The sequence below is a fragment of the Bartonella sp. AP88XZML genome, assembly GCF_042195565.1.
Taxonomy (GTDB): Bacteria; Pseudomonadota; Alphaproteobacteria; order Rhizobiales; family Rhizobiaceae; genus Bartonella.
This window is the reverse complement of the sequence record NZ_JBHIOQ010000094.1, coordinates 1-2,006: the sequence shown is the minus strand read 5'-3', so window position 1 is coordinate 2,006 and position 2,006 is coordinate 1. Positions and strand designations below refer to the sequence as shown.

The window sequence follows — 2,006 nt, the reverse complement described above, 5'->3', positions numbered from 1 at the left end:
CCGATTAATGTCACTTTATTTAGCATGTTTTTTCTTACCTTAAACTTGTACTTTAATACATAGAAAATCTTAGCATGATTTGCTTATTTTTTCAATTATTTCAAAATGATATTATTGTTTTTTAACATATAAAATTATATTTAATATGCAAAAAAACATAAATAGTTCAGTGTTCATTTAAAACTCTTGAAATACATACATAAATGTATTAACATAAGATATGAAAATAAGATTTGAATGGGATGAAGCTAAAGCGAAAAGTAATCTTAGAAAGCACCGTGTCAGTTTTGAAATTGCTGCTCGTGTTTTTGCAGACCCGTTCGCCATGGTTAAACAAGACCGTATTGAAAACGGAGAATATCGTTGGCAAACTTTGGGTCTTGTGGATGGTTTTTTACTGCTGCTCGTGGCGCATACTGTCCATGATGATAAAGATGGTATAGAAGTAATCCGTATTATTTCAGCGCGGCGAGCTAACTCGAAAGAAAGGAAACGTTATGAAGAAGAAAGTTCTTTATGAAATTGATGTAGGTAACTTATCACCTTTGACAGATAAACAGAGAGTTGAAGTTGATAAGCTGGCTGCAATGCCGGACAGTGCAATTGATCATAGTGATATTCCGTCACTCAATGATGCATTTTGGAAAAACGCCGTTCGCAATCCATTCTATAAACCAACCAAAACTGTCACAACAGTACGTGTAGATTCAGACGTTCTAGCGTGGCTTAAAAGTCAAGGGAAAGGATATCAAACACGGATTAACGCAATTTTACGTGACGCCATGCTTCGTTCAATGCGTTGATCTCTTTCCTGCTACAAAGAGTATCAAACTGCTTTCGATAGTTTTTTATCTCCTTGTTGATCTCATCTATGAACGTTGAGAAGAAACAACGTAATCTGAACAGTTTTATAAAATCGGAAATTTTACTATAGCTTTTTAACTGAGCACTGTAGTGTGTAAATAGATATGTTTATTAAACTGCGTGTATGTAACATAAGAAACAATACACAAACTAAAAAAGAATACCAAAGAGCAATATCTGAGTACCAAAGTACATTATCCAATGAAAAAGAAAGCTTGTACTCCACGTACTTAGAAATGAAAGGTAAAGAAACCGTTTCTTTATAACTACTTGGAAAAATTAAAACGACAAGTGCTAAACTTATTAGCTTTAAAAGTCTGTGCATATACTGTTGTAAATCACGTGTTAGTTTCACCCAACCTGTTGTATTGCCGCGTTTGTATTTTGGGTTGCTCTGCAATTCAGAAGGAATCTTGGAATTGCATAAAATTGCAAAAACAGTTGTGACTATTACCAAAGAAACAGATGCGAATGTCAAAATACTTTGAATAAAGTAGGGATTTTTTTTAATTCCTAAAAAACATAAAAATATAAAAGTTATAATGCCAAACAAGGCTCTTAGCTGCTTATCTGTAAACATATTTATTTCCTGCGGTTTTCGATAATTTTTTGATCTCTCTGTTAATCTCATCTATAAGAGGTTCGTAGTTGAGAATGCTTTTCGGAATATTCCCACCGTAAACCCATGCTTTCACCTGCGCTTTGGTACTAAAATCTGCATTTTCTGGTGTGGTATAATACTGTCCGCCATCAAACTTTTCACACTCTCTTGTGCCGTCTTCATATTCGTAGAGGTTGTAAAAATACTCCTCTGCTCCGTTCCCCCAAGGAACATAACCAACAGCTGTTGCAACAAACTCTTTTTGCATGGGTTGTTTATGTTTTTTAAAGAATCTTCGTTTTAATATTTCCATGTTTTAATTCCTATTTTTACCAATTGGTCTATTTACCTAAAATTTGACCGTACAGAGCGTTTTATATTGCGGATGTGTTTTCATCGTAAAATCTTTAAATCGCTTTTTATGGTACCTTTTTGTCGATTTAAATGCATATCTAATCGTAAAATGATCAGCACTTTTCACTATTTTGCTGTTTTAAGCCGCTTTAGAATTGCTACTGTTATGTTGCTCTTCACTAGGCTT

Annotated in this window: 4 protein-coding genes; 2 read left to right on the top strand and 2 right to left on the bottom strand. The window is 33.9% G+C overall.

Translation table 11 applies throughout. The features are described from left to right. Positions 1-220: 220 nt before the first annotated feature. Both ACFIK2_RS08895 and ACFIK2_RS08890 read left to right on the top strand, forming a co-directional pair. Positions 221-520, top strand: a complete 300-nt coding sequence (locus ACFIK2_RS08895; protein ID WP_375612484.1) for a BrnT family toxin — start codon at positions 221-223, stop codon at positions 518-520. Beyond that, complete coding sequence (locus tag ACFIK2_RS08890; RefSeq protein WP_273756873.1) at positions 498-803, top strand: BrnA antitoxin family protein; 306 nt, start codon at positions 498-500, stop codon at positions 801-803. Before ACFIK2_RS08895 ends, ACFIK2_RS08890 begins: the two co-directional genes overlap by 23 nt. Before the next feature lie 125 nt (positions 804-928). Here ACFIK2_RS08890 and ACFIK2_RS08885 read toward each other — a convergent pair whose 3' ends face one another. Together ACFIK2_RS08885 and ACFIK2_RS08880 are read right to left on the bottom strand one after the other, a co-directional pair. Then, a complete protein-coding gene (locus tag ACFIK2_RS08885; protein WP_375639657.1) occupies positions 929-1,444 on the bottom strand; it encodes a hypothetical protein in 516 nt (171 codons plus the stop codon). Next, positions 1,431-1,778 (bottom strand): hypothetical protein, encoded by a 348-nt coding sequence (locus ACFIK2_RS08880; RefSeq protein WP_375639658.1) that lies wholly within the window; start codon positions 1,776-1,778, stop codon positions 1,431-1,433. Before ACFIK2_RS08880 ends, ACFIK2_RS08885 begins: the two co-directional genes overlap by 14 nt. Positions 1,779-2,006 lie beyond the last annotated feature (228 nt).

Bases quoted from the DNA above. Each gene is read 5' to 3' on its own strand.
- ACFIK2_RS08890 (WP_273756873.1), top strand. From the start codon at position 498: ATGAAGAAGAAAGTTCTTTATGAAATTGATGTAGGTAACTTATCACCT.
- ACFIK2_RS08885 (WP_375639657.1), bottom strand. From the start codon at position 1,444: ATGTTTACAGATAAGCAGCTAAGAGCCTTGTTTGGCATTATAACTTTT.
- ACFIK2_RS08895 (WP_375612484.1), top strand. From the start codon at position 221: ATGAAAATAAGATTTGAATGGGATGAAGCTAAAGCGAAAAGTAATCTT.
- ACFIK2_RS08880 (WP_375639658.1), bottom strand. From the start codon at position 1,778: ATGGAAATATTAAAACGAAGATTCTTTAAAAAACATAAACAACCCATG.